The organism is Microbulbifer thermotolerans, from assembly GCF_001617625.1.
Classification (GTDB): Bacteria; Pseudomonadota; Gammaproteobacteria; order Pseudomonadales; family Cellvibrionaceae; genus Microbulbifer; species Microbulbifer thermotolerans.
The window spans coordinates 2,256,873-2,282,784 of record NZ_CP014864.1; the positions used below are offsets into that span (position 1 = coordinate 2,256,873).

Annotated in this window: 27 protein-coding genes; 12 read left to right on the forward strand and 15 right to left on the reverse strand. The window is 58.9% G+C overall.

The features are described from left to right. The first annotated feature begins 73 nt into the window (after nt 1–73). The gene (locus A3224_RS09570; protein WP_067153770.1) at nt 74–1,288 is read left to right on the forward strand and encodes a pyridoxal phosphate-dependent aminotransferase; all 1,215 of its coding nucleotides are present in this window, start codon (nt 74–76) and stop codon (nt 1,286–1,288) included. Nucleotides 1,289–1,294: 6 nt separating this feature from the next. Next, a complete protein-coding gene (locus A3224_RS09575; protein WP_067153773.1) occupies nt 1,295–1,693 on the forward strand; it encodes a hypothetical protein in 399 nt (132 codons plus the stop codon). 15 nt (nt 1,694–1,708) lie between these two features. On the opposite strand, the gene A3224_RS09580 is transcribed toward A3224_RS09575, so the two are convergent. The 5 genes from A3224_RS09580 to A3224_RS09600 are packed head-to-tail and all read right to left on the reverse strand — an operon-like array spanning nt 1,709 to nt 6,377. Next, nucleotides 1,709–2,641, reverse strand: coding sequence for a class I SAM-dependent methyltransferase (locus tag A3224_RS09580; RefSeq protein ID WP_067153776.1), 933 nt, complete (start codon nt 2,639–2,641; stop codon nt 1,709–1,711). Further along, the gene (locus A3224_RS09585) at nt 2,631–3,794 is read right to left on the reverse strand and encodes an ATP-NAD kinase family protein (RefSeq protein ID WP_067153779.1); all 1,164 of its coding nucleotides are present in this window, start codon (nt 3,792–3,794) and stop codon (nt 2,631–2,633) included. The genes A3224_RS09580 and A3224_RS09585 overlap by 11 nt, the downstream gene beginning before the upstream one ends. Next, nucleotides 3,773–4,918, reverse strand: coding sequence for a 4-phosphoerythronate dehydrogenase (locus A3224_RS09590; RefSeq protein ID WP_067153782.1), 1,146 nt, complete (start codon nt 4,916–4,918; stop codon nt 3,773–3,775). Before A3224_RS09590 ends, A3224_RS09585 begins: the two co-directional genes overlap by 22 nt. Next, complete coding sequence (locus A3224_RS09595) at nt 4,915–5,808, reverse strand: 5'-3' exonuclease (RefSeq protein WP_067153792.1); 894 nt, start codon at nt 5,806–5,808, stop codon at nt 4,915–4,917. Before A3224_RS09595 ends, A3224_RS09590 begins: the two co-directional genes overlap by 4 nt. Beyond that, a complete protein-coding gene (locus A3224_RS09600) occupies nt 5,805–6,377 on the reverse strand; it encodes an elongation factor P hydroxylase (RefSeq protein WP_067153796.1) in 573 nt (190 codons plus the stop codon). The genes A3224_RS09595 and A3224_RS09600 overlap by 4 nt, the downstream gene beginning before the upstream one ends. Before the next feature lie 313 nt (nt 6,378–6,690). Here A3224_RS09600 and A3224_RS09605 point away from each other — a divergent pair, with 313 nt between their 5' ends. Then, nucleotides 6,691–7,377, forward strand: a complete 687-nt coding sequence (locus tag A3224_RS09605) for a hypothetical protein (RefSeq protein ID WP_067153799.1) — start codon at nt 6,691–6,693, stop codon at nt 7,375–7,377. 230 nt (nt 7,378–7,607) lie between these two features. Here A3224_RS09605 and tusA read toward each other — a convergent pair whose 3' ends face one another. Next, a complete protein-coding gene (gene tusA, locus A3224_RS09610; RefSeq protein ID WP_074901298.1) occupies nt 7,608–7,856 on the reverse strand; it encodes a sulfurtransferase TusA in 249 nt (82 codons plus the stop codon). 103 nt (nt 7,857–7,959) lie between these two features. On the opposite strand from tusA, the gene A3224_RS09615 reads away from it, so the two are divergent. Then, complete coding sequence (locus tag A3224_RS09615) at nt 7,960–8,247, forward strand: antibiotic biosynthesis monooxygenase family protein (RefSeq protein ID WP_067153801.1); 288 nt, start codon at nt 7,960–7,962, stop codon at nt 8,245–8,247. On the opposite strand, the gene A3224_RS09620 is transcribed toward A3224_RS09615, so the two are convergent. From A3224_RS09620 to A3224_RS09635, 4 genes are all read right to left on the reverse strand, one after another. Further along, nucleotides 8,222–8,860: an alpha/beta family hydrolase gene (locus tag A3224_RS09620; RefSeq protein ID WP_067153803.1), complete on the reverse strand. Its 639-nt coding sequence runs from the start codon at nt 8,858–8,860 to the stop codon at nt 8,222–8,224. The two genes, A3224_RS09615 and A3224_RS09620, sit on opposite strands and share 26 nt — an antisense overlap. Further along, on the reverse strand, nt 8,853–9,077 hold the full coding sequence (locus A3224_RS09625; protein ID WP_067153805.1) for a YheU family protein: 225 nt from the start codon (nt 9,075–9,077) through the stop codon (nt 8,853–8,855). Before A3224_RS09625 ends, A3224_RS09620 begins: the two co-directional genes overlap by 8 nt. A 112-nt stretch (nt 9,078–9,189) precedes the next feature. Next, nucleotides 9,190–9,996 carry a class I SAM-dependent methyltransferase gene (locus A3224_RS09630; RefSeq protein WP_067153807.1) on the reverse strand — a complete coding sequence of 269 codons (807 nt, stop codon included), beginning with the start codon at nt 9,994–9,996 and terminating at the stop codon, nt 9,190–9,192. Beyond that, on the reverse strand, nt 9,993–10,316 hold the full coding sequence (locus A3224_RS09635; RefSeq protein ID WP_067153809.1) for an MTH1187 family thiamine-binding protein: 324 nt from the start codon (nt 10,314–10,316) through the stop codon (nt 9,993–9,995). The genes A3224_RS09630 and A3224_RS09635 overlap by 4 nt, the downstream gene beginning before the upstream one ends. A gap of 92 nt (nt 10,317–10,408) precedes the next feature. Between A3224_RS09635 and A3224_RS09640 the strand changes: the two genes are divergently transcribed. From A3224_RS09640 to mnmC, 4 genes are all read left to right on the forward strand, one after another. After that, nucleotides 10,409–10,939: a glycine cleavage system protein R gene (locus A3224_RS09640; protein ID WP_067153811.1), complete on the forward strand. Its 531-nt coding sequence runs from the start codon at nt 10,409–10,411 to the stop codon at nt 10,937–10,939. A gap of 108 nt (nt 10,940–11,047) precedes the next feature. Further along, nucleotides 11,048–11,518: a tRNA (uridine(34)/cytosine(34)/5-carboxymethylaminomethyluridine(34)-2'-O)-methyltransferase TrmL gene (gene trmL, locus A3224_RS09645; RefSeq protein WP_067153814.1), complete on the forward strand. Its 471-nt coding sequence runs from the start codon at nt 11,048–11,050 to the stop codon at nt 11,516–11,518. Between the two features lie 11 nt (nt 11,519–11,529). Beyond that, complete coding sequence (gene fldB, locus A3224_RS09650; RefSeq protein WP_067153817.1) at nt 11,530–12,063, forward strand: flavodoxin FldB; 534 nt, start codon at nt 11,530–11,532, stop codon at nt 12,061–12,063. Between the two features lie 15 nt (nt 12,064–12,078). Next, a complete protein-coding gene (gene mnmC / locus A3224_RS09655) occupies nt 12,079–14,106 on the forward strand; it encodes a bifunctional tRNA (5-methylaminomethyl-2-thiouridine)(34)-methyltransferase MnmD/FAD-dependent 5-carboxymethylaminomethyl-2-thiouridine(34) oxidoreductase MnmC (RefSeq protein WP_067153820.1) in 2,028 nt (675 codons plus the stop codon). A 321-nt stretch (nt 14,107–14,427) separates the two neighbouring features. On the opposite strand, the gene A3224_RS09660 is transcribed toward mnmC, so the two are convergent. After that, a complete protein-coding gene (locus A3224_RS09660; protein ID WP_067153823.1) occupies nt 14,428–15,048 on the reverse strand; it encodes a DUF502 domain-containing protein in 621 nt (206 codons plus the stop codon). A gap of 12 nt (nt 15,049–15,060) precedes the next feature. Between A3224_RS09660 and A3224_RS09665 the strand changes: the two genes are divergently transcribed. Then, complete coding sequence (locus A3224_RS09665) at nt 15,061–15,864, forward strand: glutaminyl-peptide cyclotransferase (protein WP_082817466.1); 804 nt, start codon at nt 15,061–15,063, stop codon at nt 15,862–15,864. 43 nt (nt 15,865–15,907) lie between these two features. Here the strand turns inward: A3224_RS09665 and A3224_RS09670 are convergent, their stop codons facing one another. After that, entirely contained in the window at nt 15,908–16,345 is a 438-nt protein-coding gene (locus tag A3224_RS09670) for a hypothetical protein (protein ID WP_067153826.1), read from the reverse strand. Nucleotides 16,346–16,508: 163 nt separating this feature from the next. Here A3224_RS09670 and recQ point away from each other — a divergent pair, with 163 nt between their 5' ends. The 3 genes from recQ to A3224_RS09685 all read left to right on the forward strand — a co-directional run bounded on the left by recQ (nt 16,509) and on the right by A3224_RS09685 (nt 21,400). Then, on the forward strand, nt 16,509–18,326 hold the full coding sequence (recQ, locus tag A3224_RS09675) for a DNA helicase RecQ (RefSeq protein WP_067153829.1): 1,818 nt from the start codon (nt 16,509–16,511) through the stop codon (nt 18,324–18,326). A gap of 166 nt (nt 18,327–18,492) precedes the next feature. Next, on the forward strand, nt 18,493–19,827 hold the full coding sequence (locus A3224_RS09680) for an aspartate aminotransferase family protein (protein ID WP_067153831.1): 1,335 nt from the start codon (nt 18,493–18,495) through the stop codon (nt 19,825–19,827). A gap of 76 nt (nt 19,828–19,903) precedes the next feature. Beyond that, on the forward strand, nt 19,904–21,400 hold the full coding sequence (locus A3224_RS09685) for a CoA-acylating methylmalonate-semialdehyde dehydrogenase (protein WP_067153834.1): 1,497 nt from the start codon (nt 19,904–19,906) through the stop codon (nt 21,398–21,400). Between the two features lie 220 nt (nt 21,401–21,620). Here the strand turns inward: A3224_RS09685 and ligB are convergent, their stop codons facing one another. The 3 genes from ligB to A3224_RS09700 form a co-directional block, all read right to left on the reverse strand. Beyond that, nucleotides 21,621–23,351, reverse strand: a complete 1,731-nt coding sequence (gene ligB / locus A3224_RS09690; RefSeq protein WP_082817467.1) for an NAD-dependent DNA ligase LigB — start codon at nt 23,349–23,351, stop codon at nt 21,621–21,623. 373 nt (nt 23,352–23,724) lie between these two features. Continuing rightward, the gene (locus A3224_RS09695; protein WP_067153841.1) at nt 23,725–24,546 is read right to left on the reverse strand and encodes an OmpW/AlkL family protein; all 822 of its coding nucleotides are present in this window, start codon (nt 24,544–24,546) and stop codon (nt 23,725–23,727) included. Nucleotides 24,547–24,933: 387 nt separating this feature from the next. Continuing rightward, on the reverse strand, nt 24,934–25,731 hold the full coding sequence (locus A3224_RS09700; protein WP_139223136.1) for an OmpW/AlkL family protein: 798 nt from the start codon (nt 25,729–25,731) through the stop codon (nt 24,934–24,936). Nucleotides 25,732–25,912: the final 181 nt, after the last annotated feature.

Here is a 25,912-nt window from a genome sequence, read left to right on the forward strand (position 1 = left end):
CTCATTCCACCCAGTTTACGCGGTAACAGCAAGCGATTGGCTGCTGCCGCAAAGTAGTGTCCGGGACCACACCATGAAGGATATTCTCAAGTCGGAAAAACTACACGGCGTCTGTTACGAAATTCGCGGCCCCGTTATGGAGCAGGCCTACCGTATGGAGGAGGAAGGGCACCGTATCCTCAAGCTGAATATCGGCAACCCCACGCCCTTCGGTTTCGACGCCCCGGACGAAATCATTCAGGATGTGATCCACAATCTCCCTCAGGCTCAGGGCTATGTTGAGTCAAAGGGCCTCTTCGCCGCGCGCAAGGCCATTATGCAGGAGTGCCAAACCCTCGGTATCGAGGGGATCGAGATAGACGATATCTACCTCGGAAACGGCGTCTCCGAGCTCATCACCATGGCCACCCAGGCACTGCTGAACACCGGCGACGAACTGCTGCTGCCGATGCCGAACTATCCCCTGTGGATGGCCGCCACCAATCTGACCGGCGCTCAGCCGGTACTCTACCGCTGTGATGAGGGCGCGGGCTGGATGCCGGATATCGACGACATCAAGGCCAAGATCACGCCGCGCACCCGCGGTATTGTCGTGATCAACCCGAACAACCCCACCGGCGCTGTCTATCCGCGTGCGGTTCTTGAAGAAATTGTAGAGCTTGCCCGTACCCACGACTTGGTTATTTTCTCCGACGAGATCTACAGCAAGATTCTCTACGATGATGCCGAATTCACCCCCATGGCCAAGCTGGCCGAAGATCTGCTTTGCCTCAGCTTCAACGGTCTCTCGAAGGCCTACCGCCTGGCGGGCTTCCGCTCCGGCTGGATGATCGTCAGCGGCGCCAAGCACCGCGCCAAAGGGTTTATCGAGGGCATGGATATTCTCTCGTCCATGCGCCTGTGTGGTAATGTACCGGCCATGTTCGCGGTGCAAACGGCGCTCGGGGGCTACCAGAGCATTCGCGATCTGGTATTACCTGGCGGTCGCCTGCGCCAGCAGCGGGACCTGGCCCACAAGATGCTCAACGATATTCCCGGAGTGAGCTGCGTCAAACCCGAAGGCGCTATCTACCTGTTCCCCAGAATTTGCCTGGACAGACACAAGATCCACAACGACGAGCAACTGGTGCTCGACTTCCTGCGCCAGGAAAAAATTCTTCTGGTACAAGGCAGCGCCTTCCACTGGGATGCGCCGGACCACCTGCGCATCGTCTTCCTGCCGCGCACCGATGACCTGTCCCACGCAATTGAGCGCCTGGGGCACTTCCTCGAGCGCTACTCACAATAACAGCCCATGCTCGACGACCTGCATATTCACGACTTCTACCGCAACGCCGGCAGGATTCTGCTGGCGCTGTTCAACCAGTTCCCGACGCCGGCGACGGTTTACGTGGAGGATATCTCCGGCCCGGATACTCCGGATGAATACGGCCTGCACTCCCCCCGCCACCTGGCCTGCCTGGGCGCCATGACCTGGCTGAAACAAAGTGGCTACATCCACTTTTCGCAACTGGTGCGCCAGGAGGCCATAGAGGAAGCCGTGTTGACTCACAAGGGTTTTCTATTGTTGATAAACAAAGTGGAGTCCGGGGAGAGCAACGCACAACTGCTGGACGAAGCGGTGCGCCACGGTTCGTCGATGGAAATGCAGGCGTTGATGGAGCGGTTGATGCGGGCATTTTCCGCCCTGTGACCACCGCCCCCATCTTTATTGACGAAATCTGACGTGGAGCATTTTCAGTGCTGCGTCCGGATCCCGGTCAGGAAAGTCCGGGCTCTGCGGCAAGCGCTCCACGATTTCGAAGCGGCTGTCGGCACCTTCAATCAGACTGCGAAAATGTGCCTCGCCGTGACGCGGCGAATTCATCACCACCAGCAAATCGGCCTCCCCGGCCAGACACCCCGGCAGCAGCCGCAGCAATTTCTCGTAGTGCAGATTGATATCAAAGCGCCCCTTCTGCCAGGTGGGCGGATCCACCACCGCCAATTGGAAGGGACCGCGGCGATCGAAACGATTGAATTGCCGCAGTGCATCCAGTTGCAAAAAGTGGATGCCAGCAAGCGGCAACTGGTTGGCTATGTGATTGTCCCGCCCCCGGTTTAGCACACCGCGGTTAACGTCAATATTCACCACTTCCAATTCCGCCGCCGCGCGGGCGATCACGGAAAAGGCACAAGTAAAGGCAAACAGGTTCAACAGCTTGAGATTTTCCCGGCCGGCGCGGGCACGGATCTGCGCTTCCAGCCAGCGGCGCCCGGGCTCTATATCGAGGAAATAACCCACATTCTGCCGCTCGAACGTCAGCGGAAACTGCAAATCGCCGCGCCGCGCCACCGGCGCTGCCACCGGCTGACCGCAGTGCCAGCGCACAGGCGCACCCCGCAGGTAACGGCGCTGCACCGCCACCCCTTGGTAGCCGCGCGCTTCAACCAATTGCCACAGCGCCTGACACAGCACTTCTTCTCCGTCACAGGCTTCAAAAAAAGTCACCAGCAGCGCGGGGAAAAAGCTATCTACACAGACCTGCTCCAGGCCTGGAAAACAGCGGCCACGGCCGTGGAAAAGGCGCCGGCTGTCCCGCCCGGTTTCCGCTAACTTGCACTCCACCTGCTCCAGCAGGACGCCCCAGTCAGAGGACATGCACCGAACCCTCCCCGTTGCCCAGCGGATACAAAATCGTATCCCGGTAGCCAGTGATCACTCGGATAAAACCGGCCCACGCCTCGTCTAGTTGCGGGTCACCACTGTCCACCAGCAGCGGCCGGCCACCGAGTTGGGTGATCTTGGTTTTGGTAGCGACAACCATCAGATTATCCCGGCCCACAGCGCGCAGCACTCCGGGGGAAAACTGCTGGTTACCGCGGCCGATCAAATGCCCCTGGCCACCGATGGCGGTGAGCACAATTTTTACCGGCCCGCTGTGCGCTTCAATGGCCCGCTCGATTTGTGCCGCTCCCACATCTGCAGCGATCAGCTGCCCATCGCGCAACAGGTCAACGCCCAGTAAAGTGCCCCCGCACCCCAATTCATCGAGCAGCGCCATGGTGGTGGAGCCGGGTCCGACCAGATAGAGGGTACCGGGGTCCAGTTCCTCGATCACATGTGCGGCGATATCCGCCACCGCAAGTTCCTCTACCTCGCGCCCCGCATTCTTTACCGCCTGTAGAAAGTGGCCCTCCTCGGGGACCAGCAGTTCGCCGTAGTAACGCGTACTGACACGGCCCTCGCGGAAAGACTTTTCGTCGATATCTCTCACCTCGCGCTGGTGCAGATCCACAAGCTGGCCAGCCATCAGGCGCCGCAACACCTCGCCGCCGGCCTTGGGGGAAATCGCAAAGCAGGCGGAATGCATTTTCACGCCGGCGGGGATGCCCAGCACCGGGAAATCATCTCCGAGCGCGTTCACCATATTGCGCGCCGTGCCGTCTCCGCCCGCAAATACAATCAGGTCTGCACCGGCGTCGCGGATCACCCGAGCCGCCCGCTCTGTGTCCGCTGGAGTTGACGGGCTGGACTCAGCCTCGCCGACCACTGTCACCCGAAAACCGCACTCTCTGGCCAGTGACTCGCCCATGTCGCGCGCATAACAGAGAATCTCCAAACCATCCGCGTAGGGCTTCAGCGCTTCCAGCGCCACCGCCGCGCGCCTGTGAGACTGGGGTTCTACGCCCGCCGCCAGTGCCTGACGCACGGTTTCGACACCATCACTGCCCTTCAAGCCTGCGGGGCCGCCGACACCAGCCCAGGGGTTGATGATGAGTCCGAGTTTTTTCAGTTGCACTTCTCTTCGCATTTCAACCCCAGTATTGCCAACTGCCTCCGCTGGTGCTCCGTCAACGGGGCGCCATCGATGCGGTAATGAGAGAACTCCAGCCGCTCGGGGTATTCCCGGCGCAGCCGATCAAAGGCCCCGCCCATCGGCTGATCACCGCCTGCGGCTGCACGCAGGCGGCGATCGTCAGCGCGGGGGTCGTATATTTGCAACAAGTAGTCAGCCATCGCGGAAAATTCCGCAAAGCTGCTCTCTGCCCCCACCCCAAGTTGCCGCACCGGCAGGTGCCGCTCATCGGCCGCAGGTTGCTGGGGGAGTTTGAGCGCCCGCGCCAAGGCCCCGCGGATCATCCGGGTACCCGCAAGCTTGCCGTCTGCGCTGTAGCCAGCGATATGGGGCGTGCCGATATCCACCAGATCGAGCAGAGCAGTGTCGATATCCGGCTCGTTCTCCCACACATCCAGCACTGTGTTAAAACGTTTGCCCGCCCGCAGAAGCTCCAGCAGCGCCCGGTTGTCCACCACCGCCCCGCGGCCGGCACTGATCAGCGTGGCACCATCTTTAATCCGTGCCAACTGCCCGGCACCAATCATATGAAAACTGGGATGCGGCCCACCTTTCACCAGCGGCGCGTGTAGACACACCACATCCTGCTCCAGCACTCTTTCCAGGCTCGCACTATCGGGGTCGTCCGGGCGCCAGGGATCGTAGACCGCGCAGGGAATATTCATTGCCTGTAGCCGCTCACGCAACAGCCCCCCGACATTGCCACAGCCGACGATGCCAAATTCACGCCCGTTCCAATCAATTCCCAGTGCCGCCAGCGCGCAAAAAACATACTCGATCACTGAATTGGCGTTGCAACCCGGCGCCGCGCTCCAGCGGATGCCCTGCCCTTCCAGCCAAGCGGTATCCAGGTGGTCCGTGCCGATGGTGCAGCTGCCGACAAAACGCACCGGGGTGCCGCTGAGCAGTTCCTCGTTTACCCGCGTGACAGAACGCACCAGCAGTATGTCGGCATCCATCAGCTGTTCACGGGACAAGGTCCGCCCCGGCAGGCGCAGCAGCCGACCCAGATCGCCGAAGTACGTCTCCAGCGCGGGAATATTTTCGTCGGCGACAATGGTCAGTTCTGAGTGTTTCAAAGTGTTTCCCCATTAACGGCAGCCAGTGTCCGGCCAATTTTTGCCTTGAGCCCTCCAATACCGAATTCGTCCGCGAGTGCCTGGACGAAATGGATATCGGCCTTCCGCGGTACCAAGTCGTCGACGCCCACGGACAATTCAATCCCGTCTTCCAAGCAGGTCAGGCGCTTGGCCAGACGTATCTGCTCCGCGTAGGTTAAAAGCCGCTTGGCAATGCCCGCAGCCCCACGCAGCGGCAGACGGGCCACCCGTTCGGTGTGCCGCAATAACGCCTCTATATCATCGAATTCCATAAGCAGCCGCGCCGCCGTTTTCGGACCGATTCCGGGAACACCGGGAATATCGTCGCTGCTGTCCCCCACCAGCGCCAGATAGTCGGCGATTTGCTCCGGGCGCACACCGAATTTCGCTTGTACCGCCGCGGCGCCCATATGTATGTCAGCGGCGAAGTCCCACAAGCTGGCCGCGCCGCGGGCCAACAGCTGCCCCAGGTCCTTATCGCGGCTGACGATCACCGGCCGCTGATCAGCACTGATGCGGGTCAGGGCCGCGAGCAGATCGTCCGCCTCATAACGCTCACTGGCGAAACAGGCAATGCCCATTGCCTCCGCCATCTCTCTGCAGGCCGCCAATTGAAAAGCCAAGGCCTCGTCCGGCTGAGCACGGCTGCATTTGTAATCGGGGTAGAGTTCGTTGCGGAAGCAACTGCCAAGCGACTCATCGAAGGCACAGGCCATATATCTCGGGCCGCGGCCGAGCAGATCCAGTGCGAAGTTGGTAAAGCCGTACACCGCCTCTGTGGGATACCCCTGCCGCCCCGTCCAATTCGGCGGCAGGGCAAAGTAGTAGCGAAAGATATAGACAGAGGCATCAACGAGATAGGTAGTCACGATAAGTCCGTCAACTGGTACAGAGCCGGGTCCAGTGGGTCCGGGCGTCCAAACTCCGCGGCCAGTGCGCGGGCGAATGTCTCGGCGCGAGCATTGACCCCCCTTTGGCAAAACGTCTGTACCTGCTGCCATATGGCGCGCTTGAACCCAACGCTCGGCCCCAAGCCACTTTCCAGGTTATCGGCACTGACCCGAAAGCGCAGGCTGCAGGCACAGGCAAAAATCCACTCCAGTGCCTGGGGCACCACTTCCACCCGTTCAAATTCCGCCTGCTGTTCAGCGCTGCGGCCATCCGGAGCATACCAGTAGCCGTAATCCGGCAGCCGGCGCCGCGCTTCTCCCGCCACACACCAGTGGGCGGCCTCGTGCAGCGCGCTGGCTGGGTAGTCGCGGGTAAATTCCACCCGGTGATAGTCCTGCTCTCCCTCCGCCGGCCGATAGTAGGGTTCCGGGAAGCCGCCACACAGCCGGGTATTGAAACCCGCCGGATCGGCAAAGCAGCGATTGAATACTATGACTATTCGGTCGCAAGGTGGCAGATGGACCGAATCGGGACAGGTAACAGCCAAGTAGTCCTCCGCTAGCGGAAAAGGCAGGGACTATAGCAATGCCACCTTCGTGATGAAAGTCACCTAAAACTCTTGCAAAGATAACCAACCAATCTAAAAGGCCAGTTGTGTTTCGGGAATTCAGCATATACCTTTATTCGCAGGGATGCCGGACAAGGGCCCCAGCCCTGCTTCGGCACCCACAGGGGGGAATAAGCAGTCAAACGCCCTCCTGCCCCGGTCTTCGTCCCGAAGGGGCCCTCGCGAGAGCGGTCGCAACAGGCACCACTCTGGGCGGAGACGGTATACAACCGGCCCTGCAAGGAGGTGCTCCATGACCGACCACAGACTCTCCAACGTGGTTGACCTCTTCACCGGCGAGCCGATCGAAACTTCAGCGAGCAGGCGGTTTATCCGCCTGTCGCCGGAGCTAGACGGCTTGGAAATGCTCTACTCCAACAGCTCCAGTGGCTCCGATCTCTACAGCCTGAAAATTCTGTGCTGGGGCCTCAAAGCAAACGGCGAGGTGGTAGGACTCGTCCCCTGGTTAAATTCCATTGTCGCCTGCCCGGAAATCAAGGACCCCTTGGATGGACGTTTCGAGGGTTACTACGACCCCGGCATTGAGGAAATCTTTTACGCCCCCCCCATTCACAAAATCGTCGAGCTGGAAACAGCAGCGGAATATTTCGAATACGAAAGCAGCAAAGCCGAGGAAGTGCTACAGGAGATCCCGGATACCATCGGCACCCACGCGGTGTTTATGGATGATCAGCGGGAGAAACTGACGCTCGCCGAAGTTGTGAGCTGGCGGCTGTATGCCAGCGGCGAAATTCACGGCATGCTGATCGACCACGACATAGTGGAAACCACCCCGGTGCTGCCGGGCGATCTGTGCCTCTACCCAGCTCAGGAGAGCAGTGGCTTCCGCTACTTCTTTCAGCACCATATCGCCAACAAAATCAAATCCGAAGACCCGGAAGCCCTGGCGGCCATTGCGGCGCTGGTTACTTCCCCCTAATCCTCAACCTGAACGCCTCCCCCACTTTCGGGGGAGGCCCGGCTTAAGCGGAATCCCCCGATTTTCTGTGCGGGCACCCAGATCTGCGCAGGAGGAACGCGGGCTCACCCCCAGGCACCACAGGATTCACCCCGTGCGCGGGCTTCTCAACACACGCCCATTGACCACACCATCCCATGCCTAAGCCCCAGGACCAGCAACAGTGCTCAGGCGAACGAATCAGAGCTTAGTCAGTCAGCGCTTTCCCGAGACCCGGCCTTTTTGATCCAGTAGAAGAACGCGTCGTTTTCCTCGGCGTGCTCCACCAGTTCATAGCCGAGAAACTGGCAAAACTTGGGCACATCCCGCTGAGTGGATGGATCGGTGGCAACCATCTGCAGAATTTCTCCGGGAGCCAGCTTGCGCACCGCGGTGTGCAACATCATGACGGGCTCAGGGCAAAGAAGACCGCGGGCATCTAGGGTATGATCTGATTTCATGGCGCCATTTTCCGGGATTTTCCCGCTGTAGTCACCTGCTGCGCCCCTGACCACCCGGCGGACAGCCACACTTGAGAGAGCATAGGCCAGATAAGAGAGGAAGATGATTCACGTACTGATCGAACGGGAAATCGCCCCGGACATGCAAAGCACTTACGAAGAAGCCGCGCGCAAAATACTCGCCTCCGCCTACCGCACCACGGGTTTCGTGGAGGGCCAAACCTATGTCGAGAAAGGGAATCCCCTGCGCCGCTTCACGCTGTCGAAGTGGCAGTCGGAACTCCACTGGCAACGCTGGTACAGCAGCGAAGAGCGGCGCGAGCAAATGTCTCAACTAAGGCCGCTTTTGTTGGAAAGGGAAAAAATTACGATTCTGCAATCCGCAGAATAAAATCCGCCACCTCATCCACCGCCGCCTGCCAGTGCTGCTCCCGGGTGAAACCGCTGGCGCGGCGGGGCTTGAAATCGTGGTCGCCATCCTGCAACCACTGAAAGCGGATGGCCTCCGGCAAACCGTAGCCCAACACCTCTTCCGCACTACCCAGCGGATCCCGGCTGCCCTGCACAATCAGTGCCGGGCACTCGAGCCGCTGCAGATGTTCAGTGCGCAATCTTTCCGGCTTGCCCCGCGGGTGGAAGGGATAACCCAAGCAAATCAAACCGGCCACATCACCACTGTCTGAATATTCCTGTGCCAACAAGCTGGCCACTCTTCCTCCCATGGATTTACCGCCGATAAAGAGCGGCAACGGGCTGCTCGCGGATGCTATCTGCGCGCGATAGCAGTCCAGCAATACCGGCATCGGGTTCGGCGGACGCTTTCCGCCACCCGCGCGCCTCGCCGCCATATAGGGAAACTCAAAGCGGATCACTTCAATATCACGGACACACAGGCCGGAGGCGATAGCCTGCATAAAATCACTGTCCATGGGCGCACCGGCGCCGTGGGCAAAGAGAAAGCGGGCCCGCGGTCGGGGCGGGCGGTCAATCAGCAGATCAGACATAGCCTTCCACATCCCGCGCCAACACCAGATTGACCGATTCCTCTCCGGGCTCAAACCAGATTACCACCTCGCCGGATTGCAATTGCCGACGTAAATTCGCCACCTTATCACTCAGGCTTAACTCCCGCTCACCGTAGTCGGTGCCTTCGCGGGTCACATACTCCTCCAGGAGATTCTGCAGCGTATCTGGATCGAGTTGTTGAAAGGGAATAATCATAAAACTGAAGGGAAATAAATTCAGGAGAAGCGGTGGCCGCGACTTGGGAGCGCCTGACGCGTTCGCGCTCGCCCCCAGGCAAAGCCCAACTCAGTCGCGGCCGTCGCCCCGCTTACATTTTCGGCTTGCGGAAGCGCAAGGTCATACGATCACTCTCGCCGATCGCAAGATATTTATCCTTGTCCTTGTCGCCGAGACGCAACGAGGGAGGCAGAGTCCAGACGCCTTTCGGGTGATCGGCGGTATCTTTGGGGTTGGCGTTTACCTCGCTGGACGCTTCCAGCACAAAACCCGCTTTTTCCGCCAGATCGATCACGTAAGCCTGGGTGACATAACCGCTCTCGATCATGCGCTCTCGGGAAGTGCCCGGCTTGGCCCGGTGCTCAACCACGCCGAGTATGCCGCCGGGTTTCAGCGCGGCAAAAAACTGATTAAACGCTTTCTGATCATTGTCATTGCGCATCCAGTTATGCACATTGCGGAATGTCAGCACCGCATCGGCACTGCCCGAGGGCGCAATTTCTTTAGCGGAAGCCGGGTCAAACTCGGTCAAAATCACCTTGCCGTAGTTGTCCTTGTCCGCGGCCAACTTTTCCTTAAAGGCAGCGAGAGAGCGCTGGTAGTAACCGACATCGCTATCTTGCGGAAAATGGGCTGCGTAGAAGGTCCCCTTGTCCTTCAGATACGGCGCGAGAATTTCGGTGTACCAGCCACCACCGGGGGAAATCTCCACCACCGTCATATGCGGCGCTATGCCGAAGAACGCCAAGGTCTCCGCCGGATGGCGGTATTTGTCGCGCGCTACATAGGCTTCGGTGCGGTGTTTACCTGCGATCACCGGCTCGAGGTCGTTCGCCTGAGCCGCACCAGCAAAAGCCGCGGAACAAAGCACCGCGGCCAGAATTTGCTTGATATTCATACTGTCTCCTGTTTGTTATTACCGTTTAATTTCCTCTGAACACTGTCGATTTTATCCTGCAAAGACTGCGCGCGGTCAGTACGAGTTCCCAGTTTCAGGCTGGTACTGATGCGCGGCGCGCCCATGGCGTGCACACGTTCATGGCAGCGCTTTACCGCTGCCATTACCCTGTCCCAGTCCCCCTCGATATTGGTACCATATGCGTGTAATCGGTACTCCAGCCCGGCCTCATCCAACACCCGCTGGCACTCGGCGATGTAGGTGCCGACGGACACCCCGACCCCCAGGGGGATAAGACACAAATCTGCGTGTACTTTCATCGACAAAATCTCCCAAAGTGAAACGACCAGCTCGCGGGCGTTATCAAATACAATGCAGTGTAACCGCCCCCTAGACAGCAAAGGAACAGGCTATGCAACAGCACCTCGTTATCTCCCTGATCAGTGACGACAAACCCGGCGTGGTGGAAAAATTATCCGCCGCGATCGCGGACAATCGCGGCAACTGGGAAGACAGCCGCATGGCACACCTGGCCGGAAAGTTCGCTGGCATACTGCGCGTCAGCGTGCCCAGCGAAGCCAGTCAGGGGTTGAAGGACGCGCTCGCGGCTCTCGCCGACGAGGGCTTCAAATTACAGATAGAAGAGGCCCTTGCCGTAGCCGCAGGCCCGCAGCAAACACTGAGACTAAAACTGGTCGGCAACGATCGCCCGGGTATCGTACACGAAATCGCCCGCGCCCTCGCCGCGCGCCGGATCAATATGGAACAGCTGGAAACCGGTTACGGCAGCACCCCGTGGAGCGGAGAACCACTGTTCACCGCCGAATGTATGATCAGCGTGGCGGGCGACATGGATCTCGAGGGGCTCCGCGACGAGCTGGACGAGATCGCCGACGAATTAGGAGTCGATATCGACTGCGAAGAAGTGCCCACCGCGGTATAATCCGCCCCCACTTTCTGCGGGAGCCCGCCCCGAAACAGATACCCGCGCGCAATCAACCGGCTCGCGGTGGGGGGCTCGCGCAGCAACTCAGTGGTACGCCATCGGCCAATGTTCAAGATCGTCCTCTACCAACCGGAAATCGCCCCCAACACCGGCAACATCATCCGCCTCTGCGCCAATACCGGTGCCGAGCTGCACCTGATTGAACCACTCGGATTTGCGATGGACGACAAGCGCCTGCGCCGCGCGGGTCTGGACTACGGCGAATACAGCCGCGTGCGGCGCCACCGCGACTGGGCGGCATTCGCCGAGGCGGAGCGGCCGACACGCATCCTCGCGCTCTCCACCAAGGGCAGGCGCAAACATACGGATATCGACTACCGCCCCGGCGACGCCATCGTTTTCGGACCGGAGACCCGCGGTCTGCCGGCAGACTTTCTCCAACAAGTGGGCTCCGCGCACACGCTGCGCATCCCAATGCGGCCAGAGAGCCGCAGCATGAATCTCTCCAACGCCGCTGCGGTGGTGATTTACGAGGCCTGGCGCCAGCTGGACTATGCCGGCGCCGCAACGCAATAGTTTTACCGGATATGCAAACACCTCTTGCCCCCATTGGGCTTTTTTACGGTTCCAGCACCTGTTACACGGAAATGGCCGCGGAGAAAATCCGCGACCGGATCGGCGCCGAGTGGATAGACCTGCACAATGTCGCCGACAGCGATATCGCCCTGGCCGAGCAATACGACTTTCTCATCTTCGGTATCCCCACCTGGGACTACGGCGAATTGCAGGAAGACTGGGAAAACGTGTGGGACGAGTTGGCCCAGCTGGATCTGTCTGGAAAAACCGCGGCCCTTTATGGACTCGGCGATCAGGCCGGTTACCCGCAGTGGTTTCAGGACGCCCTCGGCTACCTGCACGCCCAAGTGCGCGCCTGCGGCGCCCGCACCGTAGGACACTGGCCCGCGGAAGGCTATACATTTGAAGCCTCTAAGGGGCTGACAGAAGACGGCACACACTTTGTCGGCCTGGCCCTGGATGAGGAAAGCGAATTCGAAAAGAGTGACGCACGCCTCGACCAATGGTGCACCCAGATAATGCGCGAGTTCGGCTTGCAATCCTGAGGGGACACAATAGCAATGCGCGAAGAATCCCCCTACGCAGACATCCTTTGGCGCGACGACGCCCAACCGTTATCGAGGGCCTTTGACGACATCTATTTCTCCACCAGCTCCGGCCTGGAAGAGAGCCGCTACGTCTTCCTGCAACAAAACGACCTGCCCCAACGCTGGGCGACTCTGAAACCGGGCGACACCTTTACTATCGGCGAAACCGGCTTCGGTACCGGCCTCAATTTCCTCACCGCCTGGGAACTGTGGCGGCAACGGGCGCCAGCCGGCGCGCGCCTGCATTTTATCTCGGTGGAGAAATATCCCCTCCACCCCAACGATCTGCGCCGCGCCCTGGACTTGTGGCCCCAGCTGCAGCCGCTGGCGGAACAGTTGATACGAGAATATCCGCCACTGCTGGCCAAGGGTGTACACCGGCTGCACTTAGAGCAGGCCACCCTTACCCTCGTTGTCGGCGAAGCCAGCGAAGCCTTCCACAACCTTCGCCTGGAAGACGACAGCCGCGACCAGTTAGTGGATGCCTGGTTCCTGGACGGTTTTGCCCCGGCGAAAAATCCCGCCATGTGGACCTCGGAGCTGTTCGAAAATCTCGCCGCACTCAGCAGACCCGGCACCACCTTTGCAACTTTCACCTGTGCGGGGCTGGTAAAACGAGGCCTCAAGGCAGCCGGTTTCACAATACAAAAAGTGCCCGGATTCGGTCGGAAACGGGAAATGTTGCGCGGCCGGCTGGAAGCGCGAAAGCCGAGCCAAATCACCGCCACCCCCTGGCACCTGCCGGGTGGAAATCCCGAAATAAAGATCCGCAAAGTAGCCGTGGTGGGTGCGGGCATCTCCGGCGCCACCACTGCCCGCACCCTGGCCGAACGCGGGATCGAGGTTCACGTCTTCGACCAGGCCCCGACACCGGGTGCCGGGGCATCCGGCAATGCGCAAGGCATCCTGTACGCGAAGCTTTCCCCCAAGCCCGGCCCTAACGGGGACTTCAACCTGCACGCACTGATGTATGCGCTCCGCTACTACCAGCGGCACTGCCCTGAATCCGTGCATTTCTCCGGGCTGCTGCAACTGGCACAGACGGACAAGGAACGCCAGCTGCAGGCACAGATCGGCCAGTGGCTGGCACCGTACCGGGGCAAATCACTGGCAACAGAGGTAACACCGGCACAGGCAAGTGAGATCGCGGGGCTTCCACTGGCGTTTGGCGGGCTCTACTTTCCCCAGGCGGGATGGCTGGAGCCGCAAAAGGTCTGCGAGGCACTGCTGCGGCACCGCAATATCCACCTGCACTACACGCGCAAAATCGACCAGCTCACTGCGACGGATTGCGGCTGGCAACTCACAAGTGCGGAAACCGGGTTGCAAGAGGAGACGGCGAAAGAAAGCGTATTGACTGCGGACGCAGTGGTAATCTGTACCGCCAACGGCATACGTCATTTCCTGCAAACCGCCGCCCTGCCCCTGCGCCCCATCCGAGGCCAGGTGTCCAGCGCCCCCGCCGACGATTTGTCGCGGCAACTGAAAATCACCCTCTGCGGCGAAGGCTATATCGCCCCGGCTCACAACGGGCACCACTGCTTCGGCGCCACCTTTAAATTGAAAGAAACTGCGACGGAGTTGCGCGCGGAGGAACACCGGGAAAATCTGCATACCCTGGCGGAAATGCTGCCCCCGATAGCCGACGCATTTTCCACCCAATCGATCAGTGGGCGAGCGGCTTTGCGTGCGGCAACGCCCGACTACCTGCCGATTGCAGGCCCTATTCCAATTTGGGGTTCGTTAGAAGAAACCTACGCGGAACTGCGAAAAAACCGCAAACGCCTAATTCCGCAAAAAGCGCCTTACCAGCCGCACCTGTATGCGCTTGGCGGTCTAGGCTCGCGCGGCTTCGCCTATGCGCCCCTGGCAGCGGAGGTCATCGCCGCTTGGTTGTGCGGCGAAGCCATGCCGGTTTGCAACACTTTGGCAAAAGCGCTGCACCCGGCCCGTTTCGCGGTCAGGGATCTCGGTAAAAACCGCAAGGGAGTGGCATCCTAGCGGGGTGGAATCAGAAACCTTTAGGGAACCTCTGATTAATTCGCTTCCTGACGGTAAAAATTCTTTGGAGCTAGATGAGAAGCTCAGGTGATAGGATGGCCATTTCGAAACCGTCGGATACAAGGATGTATCCGTCGGAGCTACAGGGAAGTACTCGTGGGTTTTCGAAATGGCCATCCTATTGCCTGAGCGCCACGGAACTAACCAAAGCGTTCACGCGAATTAATCAGAGGTTCCTTAGGGAATCCATGTCAGCCGAGTATTAGAAGCCGCGCTTGCACACATCTGCAGCTGCATACACGCGAATGAGCCGCCATTTCCCTAGAACCGCTCCTTTGGCGCCAACAGGCTGCCGCTTCCAGCTCCGCAGGCGACAATGGACTTCATGGCCGCTTCCACCGTGACCTCGGGCAAAATCTCCACGCACCCCGCCGGCACATGGTATACAAGCCCGGAAGTGGGCACCGGCGCTGTGGGCACGTAAACGGTGTAATCACCGTTGGGATGGCGGGAGGTGACGATCGCCGTCACCGACAGCGGGTGGTCCGGGCCGTGAATCCGCACCCTGGCAACTGGTCCCGACAGCACGCCCTCCCCGGCTCCGCCGCCAATAAACTGCAGCACCAGTTCCTTAATGGTGTTGTAACCGGGCGCCAACCGGCCGAGCCAGTGGTCCAAGTGCCGATGCAACCAGCGCCCCACACTGGTCTTGACCAAAAGGCCGATCACAAAGCACCCGCCCAACATCAGCACTATCACCGCCAGTTTGGCGAGGGTATCCTTGAAATCTGTGTGCGCCTCCAGCCAGGCGACAGCGGGCGCCACCAGCTCGCTGATCTGGCCGAACAACCATTGAAACAGCAAAATAAAGATGGCGATGGGCAACACCACCGCCAGCCCCCCGAGAAGGGTCAACGTCACAAAGGTTTTTACTCTGGTCATAACTTTCTTCTAATGCGTAAATTCACGATTCTGTTCCTGCTTCTGCTCTCTCCCCTCACACTGGCCGAAACGCCGCCAAGCGTCCCCTTCTCGGTCCTTGAAGAGCGCCAGCGCCCGGCCGATCACTTCACACAGGGGCTCTATTTCGACGGCCAGCGCTGGTGGGAGAGCAGCGGTCTCTACGGCCGATCCTGGCTGGCGGAGTATAGCGATCCCGGCGCCAGTCCCCTAAGGCGTAAATGGCTGGCGGAGAACCGCTTTGCCGAGGGATTGACGGTATTCGGCGACAGGCTATACCTGCTTACCTGGAAAGCGGGGGAAGTGCAAATTTACCGCGCCGCCGACCTGTCGCCTCTGGGCCTGCGCCGCTATGCTGGCGAAGGCTGGGGGCTCACCAGCGACGGCGAGCACCTGATTATGAGTAACGGCAGCGGCAAATTGACGTTCCGCGACCCGGAAACCTTTGCCGTGCTGCGCAGTGTGGAAGTGCACGGCGGTGGGGAAAGCTGGAAATGGTTAAACGAGCTGGAATACGCGAACGGGTTGATCTGGGCCAATATCTGGCAGGACAGTCGACTTATCGCCATAGACCCCAAAAGCGGAGAAGTGCGCGGACTGATCGACTTGAAACAATTGACGCCATCCCTGCATCACCCGGACGCAGTCGCCAACGGTATCGCCTGGGACCGGGTACGCAATGGCCTGTGGGTGACGGGGAAATACTGGCCGAAGCTCTACCTGATCCGGCCGCACGGACTGGGCTTTGCGCCGCGGTCAAAGTCAGCCCCAGCAAAATCAACAGCACCCGGCAACTAAACCCAGGCGCTATCCCGCGAGCCGTTGCGAAAAATAACGTGGACTAAGGATTGGGTCCGGCGCGGTGGTCGACCACCGTCAACAGTCCGCCGTCGCGTATCAAATCCAGCGCCTGGCCCACAATCCGCAAACGGTAACCGTGTCCACGGCTCTCCAGGCTTACGCCGTCAAAACCGTTGACACCATCGTAGAGCCGCATCTGCTCACCTTCATCACCGACCCACTGTACCTCCTTTACCTTGCGCATACCCGGCAGTTCCAGTGTCAGCGTATCCAAATGATCCGGCAGAGGCCGCAAGGTCACACGACCAATACCAGACACCGTGGCAAGTGCAAACGCTAACTGATTCTCCGGCGCCGGGTGCCAGCCCAGATGAGTGTCGGCCAGCGCCGATTGCACCAAGGTATGAGGGGAAGTGGCGGAACATCCCGCAACGCCCACCCCCATCATCACCAGCACCAAGATTACTGAAGCTCGCATCGCCTTATCCTTGTCTGTGCATGCGGTGCGGCGATTATAGACCTGAGAACTACGTCACAGAAACAAGTAGATGACACAATCAAGGGGCGAATACCCTTCCAGCCTCCCTCACCTGTCCCACCGGTAGCGTCCCCGGCACCTGCACGCGCTATACTCCGCCGCCATGGACGCACCACAAGAAATTCTCGAACACGTTTTCGGCTACACCCGGTTCCGAGGGCAACAGAGACAGATCATCGACACACTCATGGCAGGTCGCGACGCTCTGGTACTGATGCCCACTGGAGGCGGCAAATCCCTGTGCTATCAGATACCGGCCCTGGCCCGCCCCGGCTGCGGTGTGGTGATATCACCACTGATCGCCCTGATGCAGGACCAAGTGGAAGCACTGCGGGCCGCCGGTGTGCGCGCGGCTTACCTCAACTCTTCCCTGCCTTTCAGCGAGGCCCAGCGAGTCGAAGAGGCGCTGGTGCGCGGAGAAATGGACCTGCTCTACCTGGCCCCCGAACGGCTGTCGCAAACGCGCACACTGGAACTGTTGCGCCGCGCGGAGCTGTCGCTGTTTGCCATCGACGAGGCCCACTGTGTATCCCAATGGGGCCACGATTTCCGCGCAGATTATCTGCAGCTCAATTGCCTGCACGAACAATTTCCCCATGTACCGCGTATCGCGCTTACTGCCACCGCCGATCGGCGCACCCGCGCGGAAATTGCCCGGCGCCTGGATCTGGAAAACGCCGAGCACTTTGTCAGCAGTTTCGACAGGCCCAATATCCAGTACCGCATCGCGCAAAAGGACAATCCACGCCGCCAGCTGCTGCAATTTCTGCGCTCGGAGCACCAGGGGCAGGCGGGTATCGTCTATTGTCTGTCCCGGACCAAGGTAGAGAGCACCGCCAATTGGCTCTGCCAGCAGGGGTATACCGCCCTGCCCTACCACGCCGGACTACCCGCTGAAATGCGCGCCGAGCACCAGCGTCGCTTCCTGCGCGAGGACGGAATCATCGTCGTCGCCACCATCGCCTTTGGCATGGGCATCGACAAACCGGACGTGCGCTTCGTCGCCCACCTGGATTTACCCAAAAGCATTGAAGCCTATTACCAGGAAACTGGCCGCGCCGGACGAGATGGCGAGCCGTCGACGGCACTCCTGCTGTACGGCCTCGAAGATGTGGTCAAGCTGTCGCAAATGGCTGCAGATTCCGACGGCAGCGAAGAGCACAAACGCCAAGAGAGCGCGCGCTTGAATGCCATGCTCGGCCTATGCGAAATCACCAGCTGCCGTCGCCAGGCCCTGCTGCACTATTTCGGCGAGGAGCTGCCGGAACCCTGCGGCAACTGCGATACCTGCCTAAACCCGCCGCAAACATGGGACGGTACGGAAGCCGCGGCGAAGTTGCTGTCCTGCGTCTACCGCACCGGCCAACGCTTCGGCGCCGCCCATGTCATCGACGTGTTGCGCGGATCGGAAAACGAGAAGGTACGCAAGTTCGGCCACGACACCCTGTCCACCTACGGCATCGGAACCGACTTGTCCGCCAGCGAATGGCGGGCAGTGACGCGGCAACTTGTGGTACGCGGTTACCTCGAAGTTGAGGGTGAATTCCACAGCCTGCGCCTGACCGAAGCCTGCCGCCCACTACTGCGCGGCGAGGAGCGCATTCAGTTGCGCAAGCTGCCGCCGAAAGCCAAAGGGGCCCGAAGTGATGCCAGTAAGGCCACTCCACCCGCAGAGATAGCGCCCGCCGATCTGCCGTTGTGGGAAGCGCTGCGCGCCTGCCGCAAACAGCTCGCGGACCGACACGGTGTACCGCCCTATGTGGTCTTCCACGATGCCACACTGCGCGGCATGGTGGCCGCCCGACCGCAAAGCCGCGAAGAAATGCTCGCCGTATCCGGTATCGGAGACAGCAAGCTGGAAAAATTCGGGGACGCTTTTCTGGCGGTGTTACGAGACTTCAACCCCTCTGCTGTCGATTAATATATTTAACACATGGTTATAAAAAACCCCAGGATATCGCCCGTTGGCTCACCATTGCTGCAAGAGACGCCACACAAAAAACTGAATAATCCTTCACCTATTGTAAATTTTATTAATCATCCCTAGACTCACCGCGATACGATAACAAAACCGTACGAGGTGAATCATGGCCGAGATCGACAGCTTTGCCGGTCTGAGCCCCGACGAACTCGACGCGCACTGGATGCCCTTCACCGGCAATCGCCAGTTCAAGGCCAACCCGCGCCTGTTTGTCCGCGCCGAAGGAATGCACTACACCACCGCCGACGGCCGCCAAGTGCTGGACGGATTTTCCGGCCTCTGGTGTTGTAACGCCGGCCACGGCCGAAAAGAGATTGCCGACGCGGTGGCCCGGCAGCTGGTTGAGCTGGATTACTCCCCCGCCTTTCAGTTCGGCCATCCACTGTCTTTCAAACTGGCCAAGCGCCTGGCCGATATGGCGCCCGACGATCTGAACCGCATTTTCTTTTGCAACTCTGGTTCAGAGGCGGCGGACACAGCGTTGAAAATCGCACGTGCCTACTGGCGCGCCAAAGGCCGACCGGAAAAGATTCGCCTAATCGGCCGCGCCCAGGGCTACCACGGTGTGAATTTCGGCGGCATCTCCATCGGCGGCATGCCGGGCAACCGCAAACACTTTGGCCCGGCCCTGGATGTGGACCATTTGCCCCACACTCTGCTGCCGGAGAACCGCTTTTCCCGCGGCCTGCCCGCGCATGGCGGCGAGGCCATGGCGGCGAGGCTGCTGGACATTATCGAATTGCACGGCGCAGAAAATATCGCCGCGGTGATGATTGAACCCTTCGCCGGCTCAGCCGGAGTGATACTGCCGCCGAAAGGCTATCTGCAGCGGCTGCGCGAACTCTGCAACCAATACGAAATTCTGCTGATTTTTGACGAGGTGATTACCGGCTTTGGCCGAACCGGCGCAGCTTTTGCAGCCGAAGCGTTCGGCGTGGTGCCGGATATCATGACCACCGCCAAGGGCATTTCCAATGGCGCTGTCCCAATGGGAGCCGTTTTCGCGCGGGAAGAAATCTACAACACCTTTATGCAGGGTCCCGAGCATATCCCCGAACTGGCCCACGGCTACACCTATTCCGCCCACCCGGTGGCCTGCGCCGCGGCCATGGCCACTCTGGATATCTACGAGCACGAAAAGCTGTTCGCGCGCGTACAATCGCTGGCGCCGCACCTGGAAGAAGCCCTGCACAGCCTCCGGGATTGCCCCCATGTGATCGACATCCGCAACTGCGGCCTGGCCGGTGCCATCCAACTGCAGCCCCGCGCCGGGGAGGCATCCAAGCGCGCGATGGAAGTGGTATTGGAATCCTACCGGCGCGGACTGCTGCTGCGTTGGACCGGCGATACCATCGCAGTGGCGCCGCCGTTTATTATCGATACCGCTCAGATTGAAACGATTGCAAAGACCCTGCGAGCCGTGCTGCAAAAAGTTGACTGACCCCCACCGCGCATTGGCAAAAATCACCGCAGCACTACGACCACGGAGCACCGGAGCCATCCGAAGGAGCACAAACATGAACACCATCGGCCACCTGATCAATGGCACTACCACCGCCAATGACTCTCGTCAGCAGGAAGTGATGAATCCCTCCACCAGCGCAGTGATCGCCAAAGTCGCCCTGGCCAGCCGCGCTACCGTGGAAGACGCCATCGCCGCCGCCGAGGCCGCTTATCCCGCCTGGCGGGACACTCCGCCCATCAAGCGCGCACGCATCCTATTTCGCTTCAAGGAATTGCTGGAAACCAATGCCGACAAGATTTGCGAACTGATCACCCGCGAGCACGGCAAGGTACTGGGCGACGCCATGGGCGAATTGCAGCGCGGCATCGAAAATGTCGAGTACGCCTGCGGCATCCCAGAACTGCTAAAGGGCGAACACAGCAGGAACGTCGGACCCGGCATCGATGCCTGGAGCGAATTCCAGCCCCTGGGCGTCTGCGCCGGTATCACCCCGTTCAACTTTCCCGCCATGGTGCCCCTGTGGATGTGGCCCATGGCCATCGCCTGCGGCAACACCTTCGTACTCAAGCCCTCCGAGCGGGCTCCCAGTTCCGCGCTGTTTATTGCCCAGCTGGGCCTTGAAGCGGGCATCCCCGCCGGCGTGCTGAACCTGGTCAACGGCGACAAAGAAGCGGTGGATACGCTGCTGACGGACCAGCGGATACAGGCGGTCAGCTTCGTGGGCTCCACGCCGGTTGCCGAGTACGTCTACCGCACAGGTACCGCCAGCGGCAAGCGGGTCCAGGCGTTCGGCGGTGCCAAGAACCATGCGGTGATCATGCCCGACGCCGACTTGGACAGCGCGGCCAATGCACTGATGGGCGCCGCTTACGGCTCTTGCGGCGAGCGCTGCATGGCCATCTCCGTCGCAGTGGCCGTCGGCGACGCCGTCGCCGATGCATTGATTGGGAAACTGAAAGCCCACATCGCCAAACTGAAAGTCGGCGACGGCATGGACAACAACAACGATATGGGACCGCTGATCAGCCGCGCCCATCTGGAAAAAATCCGCAGCTACATCGCCAAGGGCATTGAGGAAGGCGCGGAATTGGTTGTGGATGGGCGTGATCTGAAGGTTACCGGTTTCGAGGATGGCAATTTTCTAGGCGCCTGCCTGTTCGACAAAGTCAAAGAAGGCATGACGATTCACCGCGACGAAATCTTCGGCCCGGTGCTCTGCGTGATGCGGGTTCGCACCCTGCAAGAGGCGATGGAGATTATCAACGCCCACGAATACGGTAACGGTACCTGCATCTTCACCCGCGACGGAGAGGCCGCGCGTTACTTCTCCGACAATATAAAAGTGGGCATGGTGGGTATCAATGTACCGCTGCCGGTACCCGTGGCCTACCACAGTTTCGGTGGATGGAAACGCTCACTATTCGGCGATCTGCACGCCTATGGCCCTGACTCCGTGCGTTTCTACACCAAGCGCAAAGCGGTGACCCAGCGCTGGCCGGCCAGCGGCCTGCGCGAGGGAGCCCAATTCAACTTTCCCAGTAACGACTAAAGACTCTACCGGCAGTCTGATACGTTTGCTTAGTCGCAGTAAAGATACTGCGAGACCAAATAAGAAACGCAAGTGATGGAAAGGAAATTTCAATACTGCGGATACAGGGATGTATCCGGCGGAGCTACAGGGAAGTACTTGTGGTTTTCAAAATACCCGTCCTATTGCCTGAGCGCCCCGAAACCTACCATTGTGTTCACGCGAATTAATCAGAGGTTCCCTAGCGGAACCCCGCTACACCGAGCGATTGCAGCTTCACCCCCAGGAGCTGCACCTCTTCGTGGCGCAGAAAGCTGACGAGCTCCCCCGCCCGCTGGGGCCCAATACCCGGAAACTGTCGCCAGTCTTTTTCTCCCCGTTTGGAAAAAATAGAAAACGAACCTTGCCGCCAGGCCGCCTCCGGCAACAAGTGGATTGACGGCATGCCCAAAGCCAGCATCCAGCTGCGGAAATCCTGTGCCAGTGCCCGGTTAAAATTATCCAGCAGCTGCCGCGCCCTTTTCGGGCCAACACCGGGCACAGCGACCAATTGCTTCTCCGAAAGCGATGTCCAGGCCAATAGGTCTGTCAACAGACCTGTCTCTTGCAACGAGCGCCAGCGCGCCTCACCCATACCGCGGAATTTCAGACTTTTCCCAAGCCACAGCAACCGCGCCAGGAATTGATCCTCGCAGCCCGGCTCCGGTTGCCAGCAAGTCAAAGGGCCATAGGCATCGGGGTCCGGCACTGGCAGTGCCGTCCTTTCCAGCGCGGGCAAAACCACGTCTCGAATTTGCGGGATCGTCTGGCCAGCGAGTGTTAGGCGTAACTGATCACCGGGGCGGATATCCAGAGACTGCCAGCGCTCGAAGGAACCGGCACTGACGCGGCGGATTTCGCGATCATCCAGTAACGTTGGCGCAACCTCCACCACCGGCACAATCTTACCGGTACGACCTACGGGAAATTGCACCCCCACTACCGACGCCAACGCTGTGGCCGCCGGGTGCTTCCAAGCCACCGCCCATTCCGGCGGCTGGGGCTGCCAGCTATCTCCCGCTGGACGTTCACTTTGCCGCAAAACAACCCCATCCGTGGCGAAAGGCTGAGGGGACTCGTAGTAGTGCCGGCGCCAGCGGCGCACTTCATCCAGCGAGCGCACCCGGTGTGTGTAATCACTGACGTCATACCCCAGCGCCCTCAGAGCACGCAGCCGCTCGGGCATTGTCGCGGGGCCATTGGGCCAATCCCAGACAAACAACGCCAGGGATTGCGCCTGCGAGAGCGATAAGACTCGGGAAGCCATGGCACCACTGGCGAGACCCCGTGCCTTGCCGCCGCCCTCTGCCTGTACATGATTCTCCACGCGCCAGTAGATTTCTCCCTGTAATACCAGTTCTTCCCGCTGGTCGGGAACTTCCAACTGAATAGCCGGTATTCTGCGCGCATGCCGGGTCCAATCCTGACCGCTTCGGCCATCGCCGCGACTGATCATTTGGTGCAACAATCCCCGCCGGTAAACCAAGGTCACGGCAACGCCATCGATTTTGGGTTGCAGCCAAATGTCACCATCTCGTTGTAACCAACGCTCCACCGCATCGGCATCGCGCAGTTTCCGCAGGCCCGTATGAGCCACCGGGTGAACGAGAAGGCTCCCAGCCTGACGCGGTGGCGGCTCCAGTGCCCGCGACTGCTCCGGAAAGCAGCGGTTCCAGGCCGCCAGCACCGCTTGCGCGCGGTCGTACACCGCATCGCCCACCAGTGACTGGTGTTCCAGGTAATAGGCCTGATCCCACTGGTTGATCTGATCGGCAAGCCGGTTGATTTCCCGCTCCGCGCGGGAAGCGGTCCAGTCGGGACACTCGATTGCAAGAGCGTTTCCCGCACCAGCGCTACTGAATAGAACAAAGAAAACCGCAAACATTAGTCCGCGAATAAGGCCCCGCGCGCCTGAGGGAGGTGACAATTCCATTTGCCATACTCCGTCATCGTAATTGACTGAGGCTCTACATTAACCGATTTGCCAACGCGAGTGATAGAGTCCGGAAAACAGCGGATGCATTAGGGAATCTCTGATTAATTCATGTCCTGGTGGTAGACGCTCTTCAGGGGCGGATGTGAAGCTCAAGTGATAAGACGGCTATTTCTAAACCGTCGGATACAGGGATGTATCCGTCGGAGCTACAGGGAAGTACTCGAGCGTTTTCGAAATATCCGCCCTATCGCCTGAGCGCCCCGGGACCTACCATAGTGTTCACGCGAATTAATCAGAGGTTCCTTAGCAATCAGGAATACAAAAAAAGGCGCCGAAGCGCCTTTTTCATCTGCACTGTAATGCAAACGATTCAGAATCGATATCCGATACCCAAGTTGTATACCCAGGAATCCAGTTCAATGTCTGTTCTCGCCGCATTAATAACGGTAGTGGGAGAAAAATAAAAATTGGGAGCCTGATAGTGCAAATCGGTTTGCACATCTGAATCCAGGTACTGGACAGCCGCATTGACCAGCCAGTTACTCTCGCGGCCCAGCATAATATCGATCCCTATTTGACCAGCCCAGCCCCAATCATCTTCCAGATACAGTTTTGCCGGCCCTATGGCTCCGGCCACTTCTGCCAGATAGTCATTGGCCGCAGTTCGAAAGCGCACACTATCGTAATCGGTATAGTGCGCTCCGATGCCCACGTAGGGCTGCACCCAGGACTCCTTGCAAACAGGGAACCAGTTGAACATCAGTGTTGCCGAGCGGCGGTCGATACTGCCGGCGCGAATTTTGCTGACGCCAAAATCCTGCACAAAAGTGGCATCCAGCCCCGTTAAATCCAGATCGTGCTCCGCTTTTCCGATATAGCCCAGTTCTACGGACATATGGTCAATCGGCATAAACCCCACAGAGAAATTCCAGGTTGTCTCTCCATCCAGGTCGTATCTGAGCCCATCAAAAAACGGTTGCAGATCCCGGTCGTAGCGCCACTTACCTGAGTCATCGTCGAGATCGACATAGGAGGCGCCAATGCGAAGCATCACAGTACCCGCCTCATACACCGCCGGAGGAGCTGAAGGTATTGGTGCTGCATAGCCGGACGGGCCGGCCAGTACCGGTTCAGCACTGACCGCCGCGGCTACAGCAATCGCCATAGGTGTCAGAATGCGCGTCAATTTCATCTGAAGTACTCCATTGATATTCGGCTAATTCAACAACAATCAACCCAATCACTTTTCAGTCTAGACACGAAAAAACACCTCTGTAGAAATTCCTCCCCCAGCCATTCACCGACAGCCCATATAGTGTGGTATTGGCGCATTTTTACTCCCACCTTTTGGCGCGAATTTCTCCATTTCATGCTGTGCCAACCTTTTCACTGGCCCTCCGCTTTGCTATGCAACCCCCTTCTTTTTCATTTGAGCGTCATTGTTGGCTCCGGTGCGAACAATCACTTTCCTCTCATTAGCACTATTCTCCCGACCGCTGCATTTCAGTGAATAACCCTACATAGCCGCTATAAAAAAGGGCGCCGAAGCGCCCTTTAACACAACCTTTCATCATCAGATTCAAAAATCAAATTTGTATCCGATGGACAAGTTGAACACCCACGGATTGTAAAGGTAATCACCGGAATAAGATTCCAGGAAGAAATCGGTATTGGTTGAGGCGTTATTGCGGACGGTGAATCCCAAATCGGTCTCCGAATCCACGTAGATTGCAGCCATATTCACCAGCCACGCACTATCGTGGCCAAAGTTAATATCGGCACCAATCTGCCAAGTGTATCCCCAGGAATTTCCCAGAGACATGCGAGAAGTGAGGCCAAGGTCATTGAGGTCCGCACGTGCAACCCCTCTGAAGCTCTCACCGCCAAAGTCCGTGTAATTAATACCAACACCGACATAGGGCTGGAACATGCAGGATGGATCCAGCGGATACCAGTTGACATAAGCCATGCTCATATCGGCTTCAAATTTAGCGAGGTTCCGCAGTGCCACATCGTCGAATCCGGCTACTGTTACGAATCCTTTGCTGTTGCCACCAACATGATCATCGCCGTCAACATACATCAACTCGAATCCGAAATGATCGTGAGGCTTCCAGACACCGCTGATATTCCAGCCCCACTCATCATCCGGGTCTATAGTTGCCCGAAAAGCGTCGAAGTACTGTAGCGAATCATCGACAAAACTTACTTGCTCCGAATTCGGATGAATATAAGAGGCACCGATCCGGATAATAAACTCCTGAGTTTTAGGCGGAGGCGGTGCGGGTATATAACCCGAAGGACCGGCTAACGCATTAGTAGAAACCGCCAGTGCCAGAGGTGCCAGAACCGGGGTCAGAATACGCATCATCTTCATTGAGGTAACTCCATTGATTTTCAGCGGATTAAACAGCAATCAGCCCAATCAATGGTCAGTTTAGTCGCGGGGTAATACAGCTGTAGAAAAAACAACCAATTATTGGCGTCAAAAAAAAAGTCACGGAGATTTTGGCGCAAGAAAAGTTCTTTTGGCACGCATAGTCACTTGCCATACTCCC

Coding starts and splice junctions, on each gene's coding strand:
- A3224_RS09680 (WP_067153831.1), top strand. CDS start 18,493: ATGGCCGAGATCGACAGCTTTGCCGGTCTGAGCCCCGACGAACTCGAC.
- recQ (WP_067153829.1), top strand. CDS start 16,509: ATGGACGCACCACAAGAAATTCTCGAACACGTTTTCGGCTACACCCGG.
- A3224_RS09605 (WP_067153799.1), top strand. CDS start 6,691: ATGACCGACCACAGACTCTCCAACGTGGTTGACCTCTTCACCGGCGAG.
- A3224_RS09670 (WP_067153826.1), bottom strand. CDS start 16,345: ATGCGAGCTTCAGTAATCTTGGTGCTGGTGATGATGGGGGTGGGCGTT.
- A3224_RS09625 (WP_067153805.1), bottom strand. CDS start 9,077: ATGATTATTCCCTTTCAACAACTCGATCCAGATACGCTGCAGAATCTC.
- A3224_RS09585 (WP_067153779.1), bottom strand. CDS start 3,794: ATGCGAAGAGAAGTGCAACTGAAAAAACTCGGACTCATCATCAACCCC.
- A3224_RS09615 (WP_067153801.1), top strand. CDS start 7,960: ATGATTCACGTACTGATCGAACGGGAAATCGCCCCGGACATGCAAAGC.
- A3224_RS09660 (WP_067153823.1), bottom strand. CDS start 15,048: ATGACCAGAGTAAAAACCTTTGTGACGTTGACCCTTCTCGGGGGGCTG.
- A3224_RS09635 (WP_067153809.1), bottom strand. CDS start 10,316: ATGAAAGTACACGCAGATTTGTGTCTTATCCCCCTGGGGGTCGGGGTG.
- ligB (WP_082817467.1), bottom strand. CDS start 23,351: ATGGAATTGTCACCTCCCTCAGGCGCGCGGGGCCTTATTCGCGGACTA.
- A3224_RS09620 (WP_067153803.1), bottom strand. CDS start 8,860: ATGTCTGATCTGCTGATTGACCGCCCGCCCCGACCGCGGGCCCGCTTT.
- A3224_RS09640 (WP_067153811.1), top strand. CDS start 10,409: ATGCAACAGCACCTCGTTATCTCCCTGATCAGTGACGACAAACCCGGC.
- A3224_RS09570 (WP_067153770.1), top strand. CDS start 74: ATGAAGGATATTCTCAAGTCGGAAAAACTACACGGCGTCTGTTACGAA.
- A3224_RS09695 (WP_067153841.1), bottom strand. CDS start 24,546: ATGAAATTGACGCGCATTCTGACACCTATGGCGATTGCTGTAGCCGCG.
- A3224_RS09630 (WP_067153807.1), bottom strand. CDS start 9,996: ATGAATATCAAGCAAATTCTGGCCGCGGTGCTTTGTTCCGCGGCTTTT.
- A3224_RS09575 (WP_067153773.1), top strand. CDS start 1,295: ATGCTCGACGACCTGCATATTCACGACTTCTACCGCAACGCCGGCAGG.
- fldB (WP_067153817.1), top strand. CDS start 11,530: ATGCAAACACCTCTTGCCCCCATTGGGCTTTTTTACGGTTCCAGCACC.
- A3224_RS09580 (WP_067153776.1), bottom strand. CDS start 2,641: ATGTCCTCTGACTGGGGCGTCCTGCTGGAGCAGGTGGAGTGCAAGTTA.
- mnmC (WP_067153820.1), top strand. CDS start 12,079: ATGCGCGAAGAATCCCCCTACGCAGACATCCTTTGGCGCGACGACGCC.
- trmL (WP_067153814.1), top strand. CDS start 11,048: ATGTTCAAGATCGTCCTCTACCAACCGGAAATCGCCCCCAACACCGGC.
- A3224_RS09700 (WP_139223136.1), bottom strand. CDS start 25,731: ATGAAGATGATGCGTATTCTGACCCCGGTTCTGGCACCTCTGGCACTG.
- A3224_RS09685 (WP_067153834.1), top strand. CDS start 19,904: ATGAACACCATCGGCCACCTGATCAATGGCACTACCACCGCCAATGAC.
- tusA (WP_074901298.1), bottom strand. CDS start 7,856: ATGAAATCAGATCATACCCTAGATGCCCGCGGTCTTCTTTGCCCTGAG.
- A3224_RS09665 (WP_082817466.1), top strand. CDS start 15,061: ATGCGTAAATTCACGATTCTGTTCCTGCTTCTGCTCTCTCCCCTCACA.